General features: G+C 22.7%; 16 protein-coding genes and 2 tRNA genes. 12 read left to right on the top strand and 6 right to left on the bottom strand.

From position 1 onward, the window contains the following. The first annotated feature begins 5 nt into the window (after nucleotides 1-5). Together H0H33_RS02280 and ung are read left to right on the top strand one after the other, a co-directional pair. Nucleotides 6-341 carry a 4Fe-4S binding protein gene (locus tag H0H33_RS02280; protein ID WP_185877795.1) on the top strand — a complete coding sequence of 112 codons (336 nt, stop codon included), beginning with the start codon at nucleotides 6-8 and terminating at the stop codon, nucleotides 339-341. After that, nucleotides 334-1005 (top strand): uracil-DNA glycosylase, encoded by a 672-nt coding sequence (gene ung, locus H0H33_RS02275; protein WP_185877794.1) that lies wholly within the window; start codon nucleotides 334-336, stop codon nucleotides 1003-1005. The genes H0H33_RS02280 and ung overlap by 8 nt, the downstream gene beginning before the upstream one ends. Here the strand turns inward: ung and lpdA are convergent, their stop codons facing one another. Continuing rightward, complete coding sequence (gene lpdA / locus H0H33_RS02270; protein WP_185877793.1) at nucleotides 1006-2427, bottom strand: dihydrolipoyl dehydrogenase; 1422 nt, start codon at nucleotides 2425-2427, stop codon at nucleotides 1006-1008. A 22-nt stretch (nucleotides 2428-2449) separates the two neighbouring features. Further along, nucleotides 2450-3418 carry a deoxyhypusine synthase family protein gene (locus H0H33_RS02265; protein ID WP_185877792.1) on the bottom strand — a complete coding sequence of 323 codons (969 nt, stop codon included), beginning with the start codon at nucleotides 3416-3418 and terminating at the stop codon, nucleotides 2450-2452. A gap of 585 nt (nucleotides 3419-4003) precedes the next feature. Between H0H33_RS02265 and H0H33_RS02260 the strand changes: the two genes are divergently transcribed. Genes H0H33_RS02260 through rplS form a run of 8 tightly spaced genes read left to right on the top strand, consistent with a single transcriptional unit; the run spans nucleotide 4004 to nucleotide 12951 of the window. Then, nucleotides 4004-5164 (top strand): cysteine desulfurase family protein, encoded by a 1161-nt coding sequence (locus tag H0H33_RS02260; RefSeq protein ID WP_185877791.1) that lies wholly within the window; start codon nucleotides 4004-4006, stop codon nucleotides 5162-5164. A gap of 12 nt (nucleotides 5165-5176) precedes the next feature. After that, complete coding sequence (locus tag H0H33_RS02255) at nucleotides 5177-5827, top strand: succinate dehydrogenase cytochrome b subunit (protein ID WP_238785590.1); 651 nt, start codon at nucleotides 5177-5179, stop codon at nucleotides 5825-5827. Nucleotides 5828-5855: 28 nt separating this feature from the next. Beyond that, the gene (locus tag H0H33_RS02250) at nucleotides 5856-7892 is read left to right on the top strand and encodes a fumarate reductase/succinate dehydrogenase flavoprotein subunit (RefSeq protein WP_185877790.1); all 2037 of its coding nucleotides are present in this window, start codon (nucleotides 5856-5858) and stop codon (nucleotides 7890-7892) included. 7 nt (nucleotides 7893-7899) lie between these two features. Continuing rightward, on the top strand, nucleotides 7900-8655 hold the full coding sequence (locus tag H0H33_RS02245; RefSeq protein WP_185877789.1) for a succinate dehydrogenase/fumarate reductase iron-sulfur subunit: 756 nt from the start codon (nucleotides 7900-7902) through the stop codon (nucleotides 8653-8655). Between the two features lie 17 nt (nucleotides 8656-8672). Next, complete coding sequence (locus H0H33_RS02240; RefSeq protein ID WP_185877788.1) at nucleotides 8673-9626, top strand: acetyl-CoA carboxylase carboxyltransferase subunit alpha; 954 nt, start codon at nucleotides 8673-8675, stop codon at nucleotides 9624-9626. Between the two features lie 12 nt (nucleotides 9627-9638). Then, nucleotides 9639-11183, top strand: coding sequence for a replicative DNA helicase (dnaB, locus tag H0H33_RS02235; protein ID WP_185877787.1), 1545 nt, complete (start codon nucleotides 9639-9641; stop codon nucleotides 11181-11183). Between the two features lie 45 nt (nucleotides 11184-11228). Next, the gene (gene glmM, locus H0H33_RS02230; protein WP_185877786.1) at nucleotides 11229-12602 is read left to right on the top strand and encodes a phosphoglucosamine mutase; all 1374 of its coding nucleotides are present in this window, start codon (nucleotides 11229-11231) and stop codon (nucleotides 12600-12602) included. 4 nt (nucleotides 12603-12606) lie between these two features. Continuing rightward, nucleotides 12607-12951: a 50S ribosomal protein L19 gene (rplS, locus tag H0H33_RS02225; RefSeq protein ID WP_317167108.1), complete on the top strand. Its 345-nt coding sequence runs from the start codon at nucleotides 12607-12609 to the stop codon at nucleotides 12949-12951. A 90-nt stretch (nucleotides 12952-13041) separates the two neighbouring features. On the opposite strand, the gene H0H33_RS02220 is transcribed toward rplS, so the two are convergent. Next, nucleotides 13042-13332, bottom strand: coding sequence for a hypothetical protein (locus tag H0H33_RS02220; protein WP_185877785.1), 291 nt, complete (start codon nucleotides 13330-13332; stop codon nucleotides 13042-13044). A gap of 189 nt (nucleotides 13333-13521) precedes the next feature. Here H0H33_RS02220 and guaB point away from each other — a divergent pair, with 189 nt between their 5' ends. Continuing rightward, nucleotides 13522-14979: an IMP dehydrogenase gene (gene guaB / locus H0H33_RS02215; RefSeq protein ID WP_185877784.1), complete on the top strand. Its 1458-nt coding sequence runs from the start codon at nucleotides 13522-13524 to the stop codon at nucleotides 14977-14979. A gap of 2 nt (nucleotides 14980-14981) precedes the next feature. Here the strand turns inward: guaB and H0H33_RS02210 are convergent. The 3 genes from H0H33_RS02210 to mutS form a co-directional block, all read right to left on the bottom strand. Further along, nucleotides 14982-15066 (bottom strand) — tRNA-Leu (locus H0H33_RS02210). Between the two features lie 8 nt (nucleotides 15067-15074). Beyond that, a tRNA-Gly gene (locus tag H0H33_RS02205) sits at nucleotides 15075-15147 on the bottom strand. A 55-nt stretch (nucleotides 15148-15202) separates the two neighbouring features. Next, nucleotides 15203-17737 (bottom strand): DNA mismatch repair protein MutS, encoded by a 2535-nt coding sequence (mutS, locus tag H0H33_RS02200; protein WP_185877783.1) that lies wholly within the window; start codon nucleotides 17735-17737, stop codon nucleotides 15203-15205. A gap of 82 nt (nucleotides 17738-17819) precedes the next feature. On the opposite strand from mutS, the gene ileS reads away from it, so the two are divergent. Continuing rightward, nucleotides 17820-21248: an isoleucine--tRNA ligase gene (gene ileS, locus H0H33_RS02195; RefSeq protein ID WP_185877782.1), complete on the top strand. Its 3429-nt coding sequence runs from the start codon at nucleotides 17820-17822 to the stop codon at nucleotides 21246-21248. Nucleotides 21249-21315 lie beyond the last annotated feature (67 nt).

Raw genomic sequence — 21315 nt, 5'->3', positions numbered from 1 at the left:
ATTTTATGTCTATAAAAATTACAAATGATTGTATAAATTGTGGTGCATGTGAACCTGAATGTCCAAACAAAGCAATTTACGAAGGAGGAAAAAAATGGAGAATGTCAGACGGAACTTCTTTAAAAAAAGGATCTAATATTAATTATGATCCTACATTATTTAATAATCCAATAAAAAATAATATATACTTTATTATTAAGGAAAAATGTACAGAATGTATAGGATTTTATGATGAACCACAGTGTATAGAAATATGTCCAGTAAATTGTTGTATTTTAGATAAAAAAAATATAGAAACTAAAAAAGATTTAATAAATAAAAAATTATTTTTACATGGATAAAAATGATAAATTTAACTGGAAGATTTTTATAAAAAAAGAATGTGAGGAATATTATTTTAAAAAATTATTGAAATTTCTTCGATTTGAATATATAAATTATAATTGTTATCCAAAACAAGAAAATATTTTTTCTTTTATGAAATACTGTCCTTTTCATACTATAAAAGTAGTTTTATTAGGACAAGATCCTTATTATAAAAAAGGACAGGCAGATGGATTATGTTTTTCTGTTCCTAATGGAATTTCATTTCCTCCTTCTTTGAAGAATATTTTTATAGAAATAAATAATTGTTTTAATTATAAAAAATATCCTAATAATGGATCATTAATTAGATGGGCAAAACAAGGTGTATTATTATTAAATTCTATATTAACTGTTAGAAATGGAATTCCAAAATCACATAAAAATCGTGGATGGGAAATATTTACAAATAAAATTATACATATAATTTCATTAAAAAAAAAACATATTGTTTTTCTTTTATGGGGAAAATATGCTCATGAAAAAGAAAATTTAATTTTCGTTAAAAACGATCATTATATTTTAAAAACATCTCATCCATCTCCATTTTCTTCTCATTTGGGTTTCATTGGATGTAGACATTTTTTAAAAACTAATAAATTTTTATATACATATAAAAAACCAATTATTGAATGGAAATGATTATATATGAATTGCACGATTTTCAAAATTTAATAATGAAGCTTCTTTAAAAGACTCACTAAAACTAGGATGAGGATGACATATTCTATATATATCTTCAGAAGAAGCTTTAAATTCCATAGAAACTACCGCTTCCATGATCATTTCTGAAGCAGCATCACTAATTATATGAACTCCTAGAATTTCGTCCGTTACTTTATCAGTAATCATTTTTAAAAAACCAATTGTATTTCCAATAGTATGAGCTCTACCTAAAGCTTTCATTGGAAAAATTCCTACATTGTATTTTAATCTATTTTTTTTCAATTCATTTTCTGTATATCCGACACTTGCTACTTCAGGATGAGTATAAATTACTGATGGTACTAAATTATAATTGATTTTATTAGGTTTTTGTCCTGAAATGTGTTCAACAGCATAGAGACCTTCTTCTTCTGCTTTATGTGCTAGCATTTTACCTCCAATAACATCTCCAATTGCATAAATATTATTTAATGTACTTTGTAAGAAAGAATTTACTATAATAAAACCATTTTTGTCAGTTTTTATTCCTATATTATTTAATCCTAAATTTTCAGTATAAGCTTTTCTTCCTACTGATATTAAACAATAATCTCCCTTAAATAATATTTTTTCTCCTAATTTATTTTTTGTGATAACAGATATATTATAGTCATCAGAGATTATGTTTTCAATTGATAAAGATGTATTTATTTTTATAGATGATTTTTCCAATATTTTTTTCATTTCATTACTTAATGATTCGTCCATATTAGATATAATATGTTTCATATTATCAATAATAGTAACTTCACTACCTAATCTATTAAAAATAGAACTTAATTCTAATCCAATAATACCTCCTCCAATTGTTATTAATCTTTTTGGAACTTCTTTTATATTTAATGCCTCTGTAGAGGATATAATATTTTTTTTAAATTTTTTTATATAAGGAAATTTTATTGGTTTAGATCCAGTGGCTATGATACAAAAATTAAATTTAATTTTTTCTTTTTCTGTCATTAATTTTTCATCAAAAATAGATAATATATTTTTTGTTTTAAAATACCCAATTCCATGATAAATATCTATTTTATTTTTTTTCATTAAATATTTAATTCCATTGTTTATATTTTCAATTACTTTATCTTTTCTATTTATAATTTTTTTTAAATCAAATTTTAAATTTTCAAAAAATATTCCATGTGAGTAAAAATTTTTTTTTGCTAAAAAAAATTTTTTAGAAGAATCTAAAAGGCATTTTGATGGAATACATCCTACATTTAAACATGTCCCACCTAATGACGAATATTTTTCTATAATTGCAGTTTTTAATCCAAGTTGACTAGATCTAATCGCTGAAACATATCCTCCAGGACCAGATCCTATAATTATAAGATCATATGATGATATATTGTTCATAATAATTTATTTTAAAATAAAATTACATATTTAATATATATGCAAAAATTAATGGAGCTACTATAGTAGCATCTGATTCAATCATAAATTTTGGAGTATTTTTATTTAACTTTCCCCAAGTTATTTTTTCATTAGGAACTGCTCCAGAATAAGATCCATAACTGGTAGTAGAATCAGAAATTTGACAAAAATAATCCCATAATGGAGTTGGAGTACCAACATCTTGAGATAACATAGGTACGACACATATAGGAAAATCTCCAGAAATCCCCCCTCCAATTTGAAAAAACCCTATTTTATGTTTATTACATTCTTTTTTATACCAATTAGACAAATAAATCATATATTCAATACCGCTTTTTATTAAAAAAGGATCAAATAATTTCTTTATACAATATGATGAAAAAATATTTCCCATTGTACTATCTTCCCATCCTGGAACTATTAATGGTATATTTTTTTTAGCTGCAGCTAAAACCCAACTATCATTGGGATTTATATTATATGGTTCTAACATATTTTCTAACAAAATTTGATATATATATTCATGAGGAAAATATCGTTTTGATTTTTTTTTTGCTTGATCCCATACAAAGAAAATATGTTTTTGTAATTTTTTAAAAGCCATTTCTTCTGGTATACAAGTATCTGTTATTCTGTTATATCCTTTTTTTAATAAATTTTCTTCATCATTAGGAGTTAAATCTTTGTAATTAATAATATTTTTATAAAAAGATTTTGATATTAAATTTAATATATCTTCTTCTAAGTTAGCTCCCGTACAAGAAATAATATGTACCTTTCCTTTTCTAATCATATCAGCTAAAATTTTTCCTATTTCTGCAGTGCTCATAGCTCCTGCTAATGTAATCATCATTTTTCCATTATTTTCAATATGATTTTTGTATGATTTTGCTGCTTCGTATAAACTTAGAGCATTAAAATGACAAAAATATTTCTTTATAAAATAAGTTATGGGAGAATGTTTCATAATCTTTTTTTTATCTAGCTAGCTATAGCCATTGTTTTATATAATTATTATTAATTTTATTTGACATTAATTAAGTCATTTTATTTTTTTGTTTTATTATAAGATCATTAAGATTCTTATATTTTTACATTTTAATTTATTTTATATCAATTCAATTTGATAATTTGATTTTTATTGAAAATAAAAATTGATATTGATTTTTATATCTTATATATCTTAATTTGAATTATTGTTAATTATGATTTTTTTTTAATCATTATAATTCATAACAATAATTAATTTTAATTGACTTTTTTTAATTTTATAATTCTTTTTTACTTTAAATTATTTTTTTATTTTGCTTCTAATCTTCTAAATAATTATATAATAATTTAAAAAATTAATTAATATATAATAATTTAAAAAATCAATAAGAAAAAACTTCAATATTTATTTCCATTCAATACAATTTATTAAATAAAAATAAACTTTAAAATAAATACAAATATTTTTGATACTATGTTAAATTTATTTTTTTGATTAAATTAATTAATAATGAATAAAAATCAATTTAATTTTTTGTGATAATTTTAAAAATCAGAAAAAATGAAAAAAGTATATTTAGATAATGCAGCATCGACTCCTGTAAGAAATGAAGTAATAAAAATCATGATGGATACCTTAAAATATACATTTGGAAATCCATCATCTTTACAACATAGTTATGGAAGAAAGGCTAGATCTTTAATAGAAGAATCTAGAATGAATATAGCTAATATTATAAATTCTGATCCTAATGAAATTATTTTTACATCTGGAGGAACTGAGGCAAATGAATTAGTATTTAAATTTTCTATACAATATTTAAATATTAAACATATTTTCACTTCTAAAATAGAACATATTTCCGTTTTAAATTCAATTAATAGTTTATCTAAAAAAAATAATATATCCGTTAATTTTATTCATTTTGATAAAAATGGAATTATTGATTTAAATCATATAGATTATTTAATGAAAAAATTTTCTTCATATTCAAATAATATTTTAGTTAGTTTAATGTATGTTAATAATGAAATTGGAAATATATTGAACGTACAATCAGTTATTGATTTATGTAATAAATATAATTCTTATTTTCATTCTGATGCTATTCAGTTTATAGGAAATTTTCCTATTAATATGAAAAAACTAAAAATAGATTTTATAACTGCAAGTGCTCATAAGTTTTATGGACCAAAAGGAATAGGATTTGTTTTTATTAGGAAGAATATTTTAAATAAAATTATTATAGGAAATAATCAACAAGAATATGGTATTCGTTTAGGTACTGAAAATATATCAGGAATAGTAGGGGCATCAACAGCATTACAATTATCTTATCATAATTTAAAAAATCATATAAAAAAAATTAAGGAATTAAAATCCTATTGTATTCTACAATTAGAAAAATTTATTCCATCTATAATATTTAATGGATTATCTAGGGATTTAAATAGAAGTAGTCATTCTATACTAAATTTTTTATATCCTACATCAAAAATAGATTATTTATTTTATTTTCAATTAGATTTAATGGGAATTTCTATCTCCAAGGGAAGTTCTTGTAAAAGTTATAAAAATAAAACTTCTCATGTTATTCAATTAATTACAGATAAAATATTTTTAAAAAAAATGATGCCCATAAGAATATCTTTTGGAATTTTTAATGAAAAAAAAGATATAGATTTGTTTATAAAAGCTCTAAAAGAGATTAAAATTAAATAAAAATAAATCAAAGTGAATATAAGTTATTTAAATATTTTTCAATCTTCTATTGGTAAGAAAATAATTATGGCATTTACTGGAATTTTTCTCATGATTTTTTTGTTATTACATTTAAGTGTTAATTTATTTCTTTTTTTAGGAGAATCAGCATTTAATAATGCAGTTTTTTTTATGAAAAAAAATATTATTATTCGTATAATGGAATATTTTCTTGCTTCTGGATTTATTATTCATATTTTCATGGGAATAAAATTATCCGTTCAAAATAAAATATCTAAAGGAAATCAAAGATATATGAATTTTTTCTCTATAATTAATGCATTGATTAATAGAAAAATGATAATTACAGGAATATTAATTTTATGTTTTATAATATTACATTTAATAAATTTTTCATTTCCTATGAAATATTCTTCTAATAATTATATTTCAGATTATTATATAGTAACTTCTTTATTTAAAAATCCATTTTATACCTTTATATATATATTTTCTTTTATAATTCTTGGAATTCATTTAAATCATGGATTTCAATCGGTTTTTCAAACGTTAGGATTATCTAGTAAAAAAAGTATAGTTTGGATAAAACTATTAGGATATTTTTATTTATGGTTTATTTGTTCTGGATTTTCTTTAATTGCTATTTGGTTTTTTTTTAATTAATATTAATGATCTATTTGTAATTAATTAAATGCAAAAAAATAATTTAAATTCAAGAATTCCGAAAGGAAATTTATATGAAAAATGGAGAAATTGTAAATATTCTCTAAAAAAAATATCACCTAATAATCGAAATAAGATAGAAATAATCGTAGTTGGTACAGGACTTGCGGGTGGATCTGCTGCATCAACTCTGGCTGAATTAGGTTATAAAGTAAAATCGTTTTGTTATCAAGATTCTCCAAGAAGAGCTCATTCTGTTGCAGCTCAGGGAGGAATTAATGCTTCTAAAAATTATAAAATTGATAACGATTCAACTTATCAATTATTTTATGATACAATAAAAGGTGGTGATTTTAGATCTAGAGAATCTAATGTATATCGTTTATCAGAAATATCTTCTGATATTATAGATCAATGTGTGGCACAAGGTGTTCCTTTTGCTCGTGATTATGCTGGTTATCTTGATACTAGATCATTTGGAGGAACAAAAGTTTCAAGAACTTTTTATTCAAAAGGACAAACTGGTCAACAACTTTTATTAGCTTGTTATTCTGCCATGTCTAGGCAAATAGGGAAAGGAAGAATAAAAATGTATAGTAGACATGATATGTTGGATTTAGTAATTGTTGACGGATGTGCTAGAGGTATAATTACTAGAAATTTATTAACTGGAGAAATAGAAAAACATGTATCCCATGCTGTAGTTATAGCTTCGGGAGGATATGGTAATATATTTTTTTTATCTACTAATGCTATGGGGTCTAATGCTAGTGTTATATGGAAAGTTCATAAAAATGGAGGATATTTTGCTAATCCATGTTTTACACAAATACATCCAACATGTATACCAATACATGGTAATTATCAATCTAAATTAACATTAATGTCTGAATCATTACGTAATGATGGAAGAATATGGGTACCAATAAAAATTGAAGATTCTGTTTTAATACGGATTGGTAAAAAAAAACCATCGGATATTAATGAAAAAGAAAGAGACTATTTTTTAGAAAGACGTTATCCTTCTTTTGGAAATCTTGTTCCAAGAGATGTAGCATCTAGAGCCTCTAAAGAACGTTGTGATAAAGGATATGGTATAGAAAACAATGAAACAAAAGAAGGAGTATTTTTAGATTTTGAACATTCTATGATTAAATATGGAAAAGAAATAGCGAATGAATTAGGTATGGATTTAAAAAGAATAAATTATTCAAAATTAAAAAATATGGGGAAAAAAGTAATAAATGCTAAATATGGTAATTTATTTCATATGTATAAAAGAATTACTAATGATGACCCATTTTATGTTCCTATGAAAATTTATCCTGCAGTTCATTATACTATGGGGGGGTTATGGGTTGATTATCATCTAATGTCTACTATTCCAGGATGTTTTGTTATAGGAGAAGCAAATTTTTCAGATCATGGAGCTAATAGATTAGGTGCTTCGGCATTAATGCAAGGATTGGCAGATGGATACTTTATTCTTCCTTATACTATTTCTAATTATTTATCTAAATATGTAAATGAAAAACATAAATTAACAGTAAAAAATAATGAATTTACAAAATCTGAAAAAAAAGTAAAAAATATAATTAGAAAACTAATTAAAATAAAAGGTAAAAAATCAGTAGATTTTTTTCATAAAAAGCTTGGAAATATTATGTGGAAATATATAGGAATGACAAGAAATGTTAATGGATTAATGAAGTCTATAGAATATATAAAAGAAATTCGTAATGAATTTTGGAAAAATGTTATAGTACCTGGAAATGAAATAGAAAATGGAATGAATTATGAACTAGAAAAAGCTATACGATTAGCTGATTTTTTAGAATTAGGAGAATTGATGGCTATGGATGCTTTAAAGAGAAATGAATCTTGTGGTAGTCATTTTAGAGAAGAATATCAAACAAAAGATGGAGAAGCATTACGTGATGACATAAAATATAAAAATGTTTTTGCTTGGGAATATTTATCGAATAAAAAAATTAGTGAAGAAATGATTCATAAAGAAAATTTAGATTTTAAATATATTAAAATAGAATCAAGGTCTTATAAATAATTATTATATGGACAATTTACTTAATTTCAAATTAAAAATTTGGAGACAAAATAATAGTGTAAAAATAGGAAAGTTTAAAACTTATAAGGTTAATAATATATCTCCTAATAGTTCTTTTTTAGAAATGTTGGATATAGTAAATAACAATATTATTTTCTCAAAAAAAGAAGATCCTATATCATTTGATCACGATTGTAGAGAGGGGATATGTGGAATGTGTTCCCTATATATAAATGGGAGAGCTCATGGACCTGATAAGTTAACTACAACTTGTCAATTATATATGAGAAATTTTGTTAATAATGAAACTATATGGATAGAACCATGGAGATCTAAATCGTTCCCTATTATTAAAGATCTTATTGTGGATAGATCTTCTTTTGATAGAATTATTTCATCTGGTGGTTTTATTTCGGTTAATACATTTGGAAATACAGTGGATGGAAATAATATTTTAATATCTAAAAATCAATCAGAAAAATCTTTTAATGCAGCTTCTTGTATTGGATGTGGAGCATGTGTAGCTTCATGTAAAAATGGATCTGCTATGTTATTTGTTTCCTCAAAAATTGCACAATTATCTATGATCCCCCAAGGTCAAATAGAAAGAAAAAAAAGAGTAATAAATATGGTAAATAAAATGGATGAAGAAGGATTTGGGAGTTGTACTAATACAAAAACTTGTGAAGTTGAATGTCCAAAGGGAATATCCACTGAACATATTTCTATTTTAAATAAAGAATATATTCTTTCATTTTTTTGATTTTAAATTATTTTAATATGGAATATTTAGATTTTGAACAACCAATACAAGAAATTCAAAAACAATATATCAATTGTTTAATCATAGAGAAAAAAAGTGGAATAGATATGAAAAATGTTTGTGATCAATTGAAGAATAAAATGGAAAAAATAATAAAAAAAATACATACCAATTTAACGCCTTGGCAACGAGTTCAATTATCTAGACATCCTAATAGACCTTATACATTAGATTATGTACAATATTTAACAAAAAAATCTTTTATAGAATTACATGGAGATCGTAATTTTAGTGATGATAAGGCAATAATAGGTGGATTTGGAAAAATAGATGAAATTACCTTTATGATAATAGGTACTCAAAAAGGTAGAAATATTAAAGATAGACAATATAGAAGATTTGGAATGCCTAATCCAGAAGGATATAGAAAAGCATTACGTCTTATGAAATTATCAGAAAAATTTAGAAAACCTATTATTACATTTATTGATACTCCAGGAGCATTTCCAGGAATGGATGCAGAAAAAAGAGGACAAGGGGAAGCTATAGGAAAAAATATATATGAGATGATGTGTTTAAAAGTTCCTATTATTGTTTTAATTATTGGAGAAGGAGCTAGTGGGGGGGCATTAGGTATTGGAATAGGTGATAAAGTTTCTATGATGGAAAATTCTTGGTTTTCTATAATTTCTCCAGAAAGTTGTTCTACGATACTTTGGGGAAATTGGAATAAAAAAGAAGAATCTTCATCTGGATTAAAATTAACGGCAGATAAAATGTATAAGTATAATCTTATAGATGATATAATTAAAGAACCCTTAGGGGGAGCTCATTTTTTTCCTGAAAAAGCTTTTAAAATAGTAAAGAAAAAAATAATGAAATATTATAAGGAATTATCTAAAATCGATATAGAATCAATTGTTAGATATAGAAAAAATAAATATTTATCTATGGGAGTTTTTGATGAATAAAAAAATAATCTTATGGATGATGATATAAATAAAGAATATTTTATCAAGGATAAAATACCTCCTAGATCATTAGAATTAGAAGAAGCAATTATAGGAGCTATGATAATAGATAATAAGGGCTTAAGTCAAGTGATTGATAAATTATTTCCTGATATTTTCTATAAAAAAGAACATCAGTATATATATACTGCTATAAAAAAATTATATAATGATTCAAATCCAGTTGATTTATATACTGTTTTAAATGAATTACGTATCAATGGAAAATTAGAATCTGTAGGTGGTGAATATTATTTAATAAAATTAACTCAAAAAGTAGTATCTTCTGCTCATATAGAATACCATAGTAAAATAATTTTTCAAAAATTTATTTTGAGAAAATTAATTCATATACTTTATGAAGTAATAACAAAATGTTATGAAGATAAAAATGATGTATTATCTTTAATAGATTATGTAGAATCTGAACTTTTCGATCTTAATCAAAAATATTTGATAAAAAAAGGATATGAAACTACTAATTTTCTTGTGAAAAAAGCTATTGAAAAAATGAAAAAAACAAAAAGGGAAGGAATTAGTGGTATACCATCTGGATTTCACAAATTAGATTATATTACATCTGGATGGCAAAGTTCAGATTTGATTATAATAGCTTCTAGACCAGGAATGGGGAAAACTACATTTATGTTGTCTATGGTTAGAAATATTGCAGTTAAACAAAAAATCCCTGTTGTTATTTTTTCATTAGAAATGTCTTCTATTCAATTAATGACCAAATTAATTTCATCAGAAACACAAATTTCTTCAGAAAAAATAAAAAAAGCTCACTTATTAAAATCAGAATGGAATTCATTAATTGATAAAACAGAAAGACTTAAAAATTCTCCTATATTTATAGATGATACACCATCATTAGATATATTTGATTTAAGAGCTAAATCAAGACATTTAATTTCTAAGTATAATATAAAATTAATATTGGTTGATTATATACAATTAATAGGACTTAGATCAGGATCAAAATTTAAAAATAGAGAACAAGAAATTTCTATTATTTCTAGAAATTTAAAATCTATATCCAAAGAATTAAACGTACCAATAATTGCATTATCTCAATTATCTAGAGCGGTAGAAACTAGAGGTGGGAGCAAAAGACCACTATTGTCTGACCTGAGAGAATCTGGTGCTATTGAACAAGATGCAGATATAGTAATATTTATTTATAGACCAGAATATTATGGATTTAAAATCTGGGATTACAATGATAAAAAAAATGATTCATGTATTGGAGAAGCAGAAATAATTATTTCTAAACATAGAAACGGAGGATTAGGACGATTTAGATTAAAATTTATAAGTGATCAATCTAAATTTATAAATATTGAAGAAAAAAAAAATATTTCATTAATTTGGGAGGAAGATTATAAAAAAAATGTAATTGATTATGAAAAAAAATTAAAAAATAATTTTTTTTATAATCAATCATATAATAATGATGATCATAATTATGAAGATAATCTAAATTTAGATGATAATGATTTTAATTCTATATCATAAAATTTTATTATATATTTTTGTATATAATTAATATGAATAATTTTTGTGATACTGATTAAATCTTCATCTGGTATAAGAGGTGTTCTAGGAGGAAAAAAAGAAGAGTCTTTTTCTCCTACAGAAGTAATAAAATTTTCTTCTGGATATATTTTTTTAATAAAAAAAAAATATAAAAAGAAATATATTAAAATAATATTAGGTAGAGATGGTAGATCTTCTTCTATATTATTTCATAATTTGATTATGGTAACTGTCCAATCTCTTGGTATTAATGTTTTAGATATTGGATTATCTACTACTCCAACTGTAGGTTTGGCTATTATAGAAGAAAAATCAGAGGGGGGTATCATGATTACGGCAAGTCATAATAAAACAAATTGGAATGGATTAAAATTTTTTAATTCTAATGGAGAATTTTTATCTGAAAAAGAATTTAATAAATTATTAAAAATTATTGAAAATAATAATTTTAATTTCGTTTCTTATAAGAAACTAGGAAAAGTTATATATAAAAAAGATTATATACAAAAACATATAAAAAAAATTTTATCATTACCTATTATTAATGTAAAAAAATGCAAACTAAAAGTTGTTGTTGATGGTATTAATTCAACTGGAGGAATAGCTGTACCAATGCTTTTAAAACAACTAGGTATTGATGTAATAAAAATTAATTGTAATCCTGATGGAAATTTTGTTCATAATCCTGAACCTATTAAAAAAAATCTAAAAGAAATTTGTAAAATTGTACCAAAAATGGGGGCAGATTTTGGTATATCAGTAGATCCAGATGTGGATAGAGTTGTGTTCATTTGTGAAAATGGAGAATTTTTTGGAGAAGAATATACTTTAATATCTATTGCAGATTTTATTTTGAAAAATCAATCAGGACCTATAGTTTCTACATTATCTTCTTCACATGTATTAAAAGATATTTGTATAAAAAAAAATATTAGATTTTATTTTTCTTCTATAGGAGAAGCTAATGTGATAAAAAAAATGAAAAAAGTAAATGCTATAATTGGAGGAGAGGGAAATGGAGGAATTATTTATCCTCAATTACGTTATGGAAGAGATGCATTAATTGGAATTGCATTGTTTTTGACTTATTTATCTAAATTAGAATATATTTCTTTATCTAAATTGAAAAAAAAATATCCCATTTATTTTATGTCTAAAAAAACAATTAATTTATCATTCAATTATGATTTTTTTTTAAAAAAAATAAGAAGAAAATATGAAAAAAATAACATAGATTGGAGTGATGGTTTGAAAATTTATTTTCCAAATAATGAATGGGTACATATAAGAAAATCTAAAACTGAAAATATTGTTAGAATTTTATCAGAGAGTCCTATATCAAAAAAAAAATCTAATTATTTAACTAAAATAATTATAAATGAAATAAAAAATAATTAATATTATGATAAAAAATATTATTAAATATGTAGAACAAAAATTTTTATCAAAAAAAGATATTCCTTTATTTAATTCTGGAGATACTATTACTGTATATTTTGAAATTAAAGAAGGTGATAAAAAAAGAATTCAATCATTTAAGGGAATAGTAATAAAAAAACAAGGTAAAGGATTAACAAAAACATTTACTATTAGAAAAATTAGTATGGGAGTGTCTGTAGAAAGAATATTTCTTATAAATCAGCCTAATATAAAAAAAATAAAAATAAATAAAAATGGAAAAGTAAGAAGATCTAAAATATATTACATAAGATTTTTAAAAGGAAAAAAAGCTAGAATAAAAAATTAACAAAAAAGCAAAAAAAGGAATATATTTAATTTAATTCAAAATAAAAAAATACTAAATATTATTTACCTTTTTTTGCCTAATTTTAATCAATTACTTATTACCCTTTTCGCTATCTTCAGAAGTAGTTATTTTTTCTTTTTCAGATCCTATTCCATTGTTATTTTCTTCATTATTATTTTTTGCATTTTCTTCATTATTGGAATTTGCAGGAGTAGTATTTGTAGAAGAATCTGGTTGATTTTCTCCTCCGCTAGAAGGTTTATCTTCTTCTGTTGTAGAAGGATTATTTTCATTATTTTTATTTTTATTGTTACAACTAATAGTGAATAAAAATATTGTTAACAATATTGCAGTAAAAGCAATTCTTAATTTTTTCATCATAATCAAATAATATTTTCAATTGTTACACATACTGGACAAATTTATATAAAAATTTGAAATGAAAAAATATATAATTATTTGTGTTTTTTTATATAATAAAAAATTAAATTGTAATTTCCGTTTTTTTAACTGAAAATAAGCGTGTTATAATTTAATTTCATTATAGTTGTTCAATAAAACAAAAAAATTATGTCTTTAAATAAAAAGATTTTAAAAGAAGCATTGACATTTGATGATGTTTTACTTATTCCATCTTATTCTTCTATTCTTCCATCAGAAGTATCTCTTAAGACTTATCTCACTTCTGAGATTACTTTAAATATTCCTATATTAAGTGCTGCTATGGATACAGTAACAGAGTCCTCTTTAGCAATTTCTATTGCTAGAGAAGGAGGTTTAGGTATTATTCATAAAAATATGAATATAAAAAATCAAACGAAAGAAGTTTATAAAGTAAAAAGATATGAAAATGGAATCATAGATTCACCTATTACTTTATATAAAAATTCTACATTAAGACATGCTAAAGATCTTATGATAAGATATAAAATATCAGGATTACCCGTTATAGAAAAAAATAATTATTTATTAGGAATTATTACAAAAAGAGACATAAAATATAGAATTAATTTAGATGTTTCAGTAGAAGAAGTTATGACAAAAAAATTAATAACATCAAAAAGAGATGTAACCATAAAAGAAGCAAAAAATATTTTACTTGAAAGAAGAATAGAAAAATTACCTATCGTAAATAAATTTAATAAATTAGAAGGATTGATCACGATTAAAGACATTGATAATGTTATTGAATATCCTAATGCTTGTAAGGATAATAAAGGAAGACTTAGAGTAGGGGCAGCAGTAGGAATTAATAAAGAAACTTTAGATAGAGTGGAATCTCTAATTAAAGTTAAAGTTGATTTAATAACTATAGATTCTGCTCATGGGCATTCTTCCAGGATTATTGAAACAATAAAATCAATTCGTTATTTTTTCCCTGAAATACCATTATTAGTTGGAAATGTAGTAACCCAAGAGGGTGCTAAAGATTTAATAGATGCTGGGTCCTCCATTTTAAAAGTAGGGATTGGATCAGGATCAATATGTACAACAAGAGTTATAGCTGGGGTGGGAATGCCACAAATTACAGCAATTAATGATGTTTATGAATATTCTAAAAAAAGAAATATAAGTGTTGTTTCTGATGGAGGGATTAGATATTCAGGAGATGTTGTAAAAGCGATAGCCTCTGGAGCCAGTTCAGTAATGATAGGAGGTTTATTTGCTGGTACTGATGAAGCTCCAGGAGAAGAAGTAATATATCATGGAAGGAAATTTAAAACTTATGTAGGAATGGGATCGTTATTATCTATGAATAAAGGTAGTAGAGATAGATATTTTCAATTTAATGATAAAATTGTTCCAGAAGGGGTAGAAGCAATAGTACCATATAAGGGAAAAATAAAAGACGTGATTTATCAAATTTGTGGTGGATTACGTTCGGGGATGGGATATTGTGGGGTATCTAATATAAAAGAATTAGTGGATAAAGGAAAATTTGTAAAAATTACTAATTCTGGATTAAGAGAAAATCATCCCCACAGTGTTAGAATAACAAAAGAATCTCCCAATTATTTTGGAAATTAAAATACCCGGGACGGGACTCGAACCCGTATGATCAATTTGATCACAGGATTTTAAGTCCTGTGTGTCTACCAATTCCACCACCCGGATTAAAAATAAGCGAGAAACGGGATTCGAACCCGCGACCTCGACCTTGGCAAGGTCGTACTCTACCATCTGAGTTATTCTCGCTAATAAAACAAATCTAATTCAAAAATATTTCTATAACAAATTATAAAGAAATTAGTTATTGATTTAATATTATTTTTATTATTTTTTTGATAGAATCTTTATTATATAATGAATTTATATTTTTTATATTTTTTATATAAGAAATAATGTTTTTTGTGATGTGACTATTTTTATTCAATTCTTTAAAAATTAAATTTGCTCTATCAACGACTTTTTTAGGAATCCCCGACATTTTAGCTACATGAATTCCTAAACTAGAACAAAGACTTCCCGGTTTTAATGTTCTTACAAAAATAATTTTATCATTATATTTTTTAATAGATAGATGATAGTTTTTTACTCTTTTTAAGGAAAGATATAGACTATTAAGTTCATGATAATGAGTAGCAAATAAAGTAAATGGTTTTAATTTATTTTTATGTAAAAATTCAATGATAGATTGAGCTATTGAAATACCGTCATTGGTACTTGTTCCTCTTCCAATTTCATCTAAAATAATAAAACTATTTTTAGTTATATTATTCAATATGTTAGCAGTTTCATTCATTTCTACCATAAATGTTGATTCTCCTAATGAAATATTATCAGAAGCTCCAATTCTACTAAAAATTTTATCTATTATTCCTATTTTTGTATATTTATCAGCTGGAATAAAGCTTCCAATATGGGCCAGTAGTATTATAATAGCAGTTTGTCTTAAAATTGCTGATTTTCCTGACATATTAGGACCTGTTATTATAATAATTTGTTGATCTTTTTTATTAAGTATGATATTATTTGGTATATAGCTATTTTTTGATAAAAATTTTTTTTCTATAACTGGATGTCTTCCATTAATAATAGATAATTCATTGGATGTATTAATTAATGGCATTGAATAATTGTTTTCTAATGAAGAAAAAGAAAAAGAACATAAAATATCCAATTTAGATATAATTCTAGAATTATTCTGTATTTCTTTTATATTTTTTATTATTTTTTTTACTAAATTTTTAAAAATAAATTTTTCTATAATAAAAATATTTTTTTCAGCATTTGTAATTTTAGATTCGTAATTATTTAGTTCTTCACTACTATATCTTATAGAATTAGATAATATTTGTTTCTGAATCCAATATGATGGAATTTTTTTTTTATATTTTTTATTGATTTCAAATAAATATCCAAATGTATTATTATAAATAATTTTTATTTTTTTTATATCTGTTTTGGATTGCTCTTTAAAACAAAGATTTTCTAAATGTTCTTTTTGAAAGAAATATAACTTTCGAAAGTTATCTAATTTTTTAGATACTCCTTTTTTTATAAAAAAATCTTTTCCTTTATTAATTTGGTAATTAGAATGAATATCAATAGTATCATTGATATACATATGTATATGATAACAATCTTGTATAAGATCTATAATTGATTTAATTTTTATTGCTTTTCTTGGTAATTTTATTTTTTTTAATTCTTCTATAGAATTTATAGATTTATCTAAAACTAATATTTCTTTTGGATTAGTTTTATTCATAACCATTCTAGATATTATTCTATCTATATCACGAATATATTTAAGTTTATTCATTATAAATATACGTATGCTATTGTAGGTACATAATTCTTTTACTAAAAGAAGTCTATTTTTTATACAATTAATATTTATTAAAGGAAACAATAGCCAATTTTTTAACAATCTTCCAGCCATAGGTGTTATAGTATTATCTATTATTTCTATCAATGATGTCCCATTTTTATTTAAAGGTTTAAATATTTCTAAATTTTTAAATGTATAATCATCTATACGCATAAACTTTTTTTTTTCTATTCTACGTATAGTAGATATATGTTGAATATTTATGTGATGTGTGTCATGTAAATAAGATAATATTGATCCAGAAGCTATGATTCCTATTTTCATATCGTCAATTCCAAATCCTTTTAAAGAGTTTGTTTGAAAATGTGATATTAATTTTTCATATGAAAATTGATAATTAAATATCCAATCATTCATTAAAAATTTTGAATATTTTTCATGTTTTAATAATTTTTCAAAAAAATTTTTATTTTTTTTTTGAAAAATTATTTCATTAGGTTTAAAATTCTGTATATACTGTAATATATTTCTTTCATTATCTTCTGTTATAAAAAATTCTCCAGTAGAAATATCTAAAAAGCTTAAACCAAAAATATTTTTTTCTATATGAATAGATGCGAGAAAATTATTAGATTTACTTTTTAATAAATGATCATCTACATAAATACCTGGAGTAATTAACTCAACTACACCTCTTTTTACAATATTTTTATCATTTTTATATTCTTCTAATTGATTGCATATTGCTACTCTATAACCATTTTTTATTAATTTAGGTAAATAATTATTTAAAGAATGACATGGAAATCCAGCTAAATGTGTAATATATTTTGATCGTTTTGTTAAAATTATGTTTAAAACATTAGAACATATAATAGCATCTTTTCCAAATGTTTCATAAAAATCTCCAACTTGAAATAATAAAATAGTATTGGGATATTTATTTTTTATATTATTATATTGTTTAATTAATGGAGTCTCTTCTTTTTTTTTATTATTATTTTTATTCATTTAAAAGTAATATGTTTTTATCTATTCAAGCTAGATTGAATTTTAATAAAATTTTTTTAATTATAAATAACTAAAAATTTCTATGTCAGGAAAATTTCTAGAATATAAAGAATTAGATTTAAAAAAAATGTCTAAAAATATTGAAACATTTTGGGAAAATTATAATATTTTTCCAAAAATTCAGAATAATTTTTGGAAAAATATTAATAATAAAAGTTGTTCTAAATATGTATTATATGAAGGTCCTCCGTCATTAAATGGAGACCCTGGGATACATCATGTCTTATCAAGAACAATAAAAGATATTTTTTGTAGATATCATTCTTTAAAAGGAAAAATTGTATTTAGAAAATCTGGATGGGATACACATGGATTACCAGTTGAAATTAATGTAGAAAAAAAAATAGGGATAAATAAAAATGATATAGGAAAAAAAATTAGCATAAATGATTATAATAAAATATGTAAAAAATTTGTTAATAAATCTCTTAAAAATTGGGTAGAATTTACAAAAAAAATAGGGTATTGGATTGATTTAAATAAACCGTTTAAAACTTTTGATTCAAAATATATAGAAAGTGTATGGTGGATAATAAAAAAATTATATAAAAAAGATTTTATTTATAAAGGATATATAGTTCAACCATATTCTCCATGTGCTGGTACTGGATTAAGTTATCACGAACTAAATATGCCAGGTACTTATAAAAAAGTAGAACAAATATCTCCTATTGTAAAATTTAAATCAATAAAAAATACATTACCAAATAATATAAAAAATGTTACAGGAGATATCTATTTTTTATCATGGACAACAAGTCCATGGACATTACCATCAAATACAGCATTATCTATTGGATCAAATATAGATTATTTTTTAGTAAAAATTTATAATATTAATAATGATAAAAAAGAAAATTTAATTTTTTCTAAAAAATCAATTAATAAAATACTTCAACCAAGTAAATATTTTATTGTACCGAATGATAATTATATAAAATCATATAATAAAAAAGATAAAATTCCATATTATATAATATGTCAATTAAAAGGGGAAGATTTAATTAACAGTAAATATGAACAATTACTTTCATGGTTTAAACCTTATCATAATTATGATAAGGCTTTTAAAGTTATTAATGGTGATTTTGTAGATGTGAATGAAGGAACAGGAATTGTTCATATATCTCCAACTTTTGGTTTTGAAGATTTTTTAGTTTCTAAAAAATATAATATTCCTTCTATGATTATTTTTCATGAAAATAAATTTATTCCTTTAGTAGATCGTCAAGGACGATTTATAAAAAGTTTTCCTCATGGTTTAAGTGAAAAATACATAAAAAAAGAATTTAATCCTAATAAAAATGAAACGTTTTCTGTCGAAAATAAAATAATTTCATTATTAGAAAAAGAAAATAAAATATTTAAATCAGAAAAATATAAACACTTTTATCCACATTGTTGGAGAACAGAAAAACCTATTATATATTATCCATTAAATTCATGGTTTATTAATACTGAAAAAATAAAAAATGAAATGATTAATTTAAGTAACAAAATTAATTGGTACTCAAATTCTTATAATAGAGTTAATAATAGATTTGAATCGTGGTTAAAAAATATAAAGGATTGGAATTTATCTAGATCTAGATTTTGGGGAACTCCATTGCCTATATGGAAAAATAAAAGTGAAAAAGAAATAATAGTTATAGGATCTATTAAAGAATTATTCATAGAAATAAAAAAATCTATAAAAAGTGGGGTAATGTCTTATAATATGTTAGAAAAATTCAAATTAAATGATATGAGTGATGAAAATTATAAAAATATAGATTTACACAAACATGTATTAGATAATGTTATATTAACTTCTTCTAAAGGAGAACCAATGAAAAGAGATCCCGATTTAGTTGATGTATGGTTTGATTCTGGATCAATGCCTTATGCACAATTTCATTATCCATTTGAAAATAAAAATTTTATAGATAAAAACATATTATTTCCTTCAGATTTTATTTCAGAAGGAGTAGATCAAACGAGAGGATGGTTTTTTTCTTTACATACTATTAGTAGTGCTATATTTAAATCTATTTCATATAAAAATGTTATTCCTACTGGATTAATCTTAGATAAAAATGGACAAAAAATGTCAAAAAGTAAAAAAAATACTATAAATCCAATGTATTTAATTGATAATTATGGACCTGACGCTATTCGTTGGTATATTGTTTCAAATGCTGAACCATGGGATAATTTAAAATTTGATATAAATGGTATTCATACTGTAATTAAAAAATTTTTTGGGACATTATATAATATTTACTCTTTTTTTACTATGTACGCGAATATAGATGGATTTACTTATAAAGAAAAAGATTGTTTAAGTCATTATACTGATATGGATTTTTGGATAATTTCTGAATTAAATACTCTAGTAAATGAAACAGAAAAATGTTATAACAATTATAATCCAAATAAAGTAACTCGTTTAGTCACATTTTTTGTAATAAATCAATTAAGTAATTGGTATATAAGATATTGTAGAAAAAGATTTTGGAAAGAAAAATATACAAAAAGTAAAATTTCTGCATATCAAGTTCTTTATAATTGTTTAATTTATATATCAAAAATTATATCTCCAATAGTTCCATTTTTTTCAGAAATTATTTATATAAATTTAAATTCTATCACTAATAAAGAAAAATTCATAAGTGTTCATCATAGTTTTTATCCTATTTATAACATTAATTTAGTTAATAGTGATTTAGAATATAAAATGTTTTTAGCTAAAAAAATAGTTAATATGATTCTTTCTATTAGAAAAAAAAATAATATAAAAATTCGTCAACCATTAAAAAATATAATGATTATTTGCAATAAAAAAGAAAAATATAGTCATTTAAAAAAAATATCAAATATTATTTTAAAAGAATCTAATATAAAAAAAATAGAATTTCCTTCATCTTTTAAAACTATTGAATTATTTAAAATAATTAAACCAAACTACAGATCTATAGGTAAAAAATTTCAAAAAAAAACTAAGGAAATTTCAAATATTATTAATGGATTAACACAAGTTGATATAAATAATTTAGAAAAAAATAAAAAAATTTTTATAAATATAAAAAAAGAACAATTTTCTATTTATTTAGAAGATGTTATAATAGTAACAAAATATATAAAAAATTGGGCAGTATTATTCGATAATAATATAACAGTTGCTTTAAATTTAAGAATAACAAAATCTCTTAGAGAAGAAGGGATTGTTAGAGATTTAATTAGAAATATACAGAAGTTAAGAAAAGAAATAAATTGTCATGTGTTAGATAAAATATTAATCTATATTAATACTAAACAAAATGAAGATATAAATATTATTATAAATAATAATAAATTCTTTTTATGCAAAGAAACGTTATCTAATAATATTTTTTTATGGAAAAAAGAGGAAGGATCAAAAATTATAATTGAACATCAACATATTTTTATAAAATTAAAAAAAATAGATTAAAAATAACTAACATAAAAATGTTTAAGTTTGTAAAATTTTTTCATATAACTTAATATAATTAATATTT

Origin of the sequence: Blattabacterium cuenoti, assembly GCF_014252415.1 — a bacterium.
Taxonomy (GTDB): Bacteria; Bacteroidota; Bacteroidia; order Flavobacteriales; family Blattabacteriaceae; genus Blattabacterium; species Blattabacterium cuenoti_Y.
Note: the sequence above shows the minus strand (reverse complement) of the source record. Positions and strands in the feature narration are given on the sequence as shown.

Coding starts and splice junctions, on each gene's coding strand:
- guaB (WP_185877784.1), top strand. CDS start 13,522: ATGTCTTTAAATAAAAAGATTTTAAAAGAAGCATTGACATTTGATGAT.
- ung (WP_185877794.1), top strand. CDS start 334: ATGGATAAAAATGATAAATTTAACTGGAAGATTTTTATAAAAAAAGAA.
- H0H33_RS02240 (WP_185877788.1), top strand. CDS start 8,673: ATGGAATATTTAGATTTTGAACAACCAATACAAGAAATTCAAAAACAA.
- H0H33_RS02220 (WP_185877785.1), bottom strand. CDS start 13,332: ATGATGAAAAAATTAAGAATTGCTTTTACTGCAATATTGTTAACAATA.
- ileS (WP_185877782.1), top strand. CDS start 17,820: ATGTCAGGAAAATTTCTAGAATATAAAGAATTAGATTTAAAAAAAATG.
- H0H33_RS02260 (WP_185877791.1), top strand. CDS start 4,004: ATGAAAAAAGTATATTTAGATAATGCAGCATCGACTCCTGTAAGAAAT.
- H0H33_RS02250 (WP_185877790.1), top strand. CDS start 5,856: ATGCAAAAAAATAATTTAAATTCAAGAATTCCGAAAGGAAATTTATAT.
- H0H33_RS02265 (WP_185877792.1), bottom strand. CDS start 3,418: ATGAAACATTCTCCCATAACTTATTTTATAAAGAAATATTTTTGTCAT.
- lpdA (WP_185877793.1), bottom strand. CDS start 2,427: ATGAACAATATATCATCATATGATCTTATAATTATAGGATCTGGTCCT.
- rplS (WP_317167108.1), top strand. CDS start 12,607: ATGATAAAAAATATTATTAAATATGTAGAACAAAAATTTTTATCAAAA.
- H0H33_RS02245 (WP_185877789.1), top strand. CDS start 7,900: ATGGACAATTTACTTAATTTCAAATTAAAAATTTGGAGACAAAATAAT.
- dnaB (WP_185877787.1), top strand. CDS start 9,639: ATGGATGATGATATAAATAAAGAATATTTTATCAAGGATAAAATACCT.
- mutS (WP_185877783.1), bottom strand. CDS start 17,737: ATGAATAAAAATAATAATAAAAAAAAAGAAGAGACTCCATTAATTAAA.
- H0H33_RS02280 (WP_185877795.1), top strand. CDS start 6: ATGTCTATAAAAATTACAAATGATTGTATAAATTGTGGTGCATGTGAA.